Genomic DNA, 764 nt, shown 5'->3' with positions numbered 1-764 from the left:
TGTCTTGCTTCCTTGCGGACATCCTCAACGGCATAATTTAACGTCTCAAACTTCATATCTGTATAAGCTTTGGACTCACTAACACCATTGTTGACTATATCAGTAACATGTTCATCCGTATACTTCTTCGCATCTTCAAGAACTAGCTTCATCTGCTGTTCCGTGTAATCATGCAATTGACCGCCATTGATCGCTTCCTTCGAACCACTCTCAATCCGACCTTCCGCTACATTATCTATCAATACAGGATCACTTTCATTGCCTCCAACTAATGTGATTTTGTTCGTCTTATTACCAGCCTCGTCCTTATCATACTTAACTGAGCCATCCGTTGCTAGCGCAATATCTTGTACCTGCTTGTCAATACCATCTACACGCTTCTCAACCGCTGATACTTTCTGCTCCGTCTTCCAAAGCTGACCCCCATTCACAACTTCCTTCGAACCTTTCGCTACATCTCCATCCTCTACATGCGTAATCTTACTGTCCTTACCATCATGACGACCATCATAGCCTCCTAAATCATCATTCCAATTCAAACTGTTCGAGGTAACATTCTGCGCTACATTATTAATCCGATCGTTAATACCTGACAAACTTCCATTAACCCCTTCAAATGCACCAGCTACATTATCATAGCTCTTACTCTCTGAAGAACTGCCATCACTCTTGAACTGCGTTATTTGGAATTGAGGTGCTGTCCATTGTCCTCCCTGATAGCTCGCGCCTCCTCCTAAATAAGCCGCTAACGTCTGATTCAACTG

1 pseudogene is annotated in these 764 nt (G+C 43.2%); it reads right to left on the bottom strand.

Going from position 1 to position 764, the window contains the following annotated elements:
- Window positions 1–764 (bottom strand): annotated as a pseudogene (locus tag FJG96_RS08835) (Vomp family autotransporter); the annotation flags it as partial.

Source organism: Bartonella mastomydis (assembly GCF_900185775.1).
Classification (GTDB): Bacteria; Pseudomonadota; Alphaproteobacteria; order Rhizobiales; family Rhizobiaceae; genus Bartonella; species Bartonella elizabethae.
This window is presented reverse-complemented; position numbering and strand designations above follow the sequence as displayed.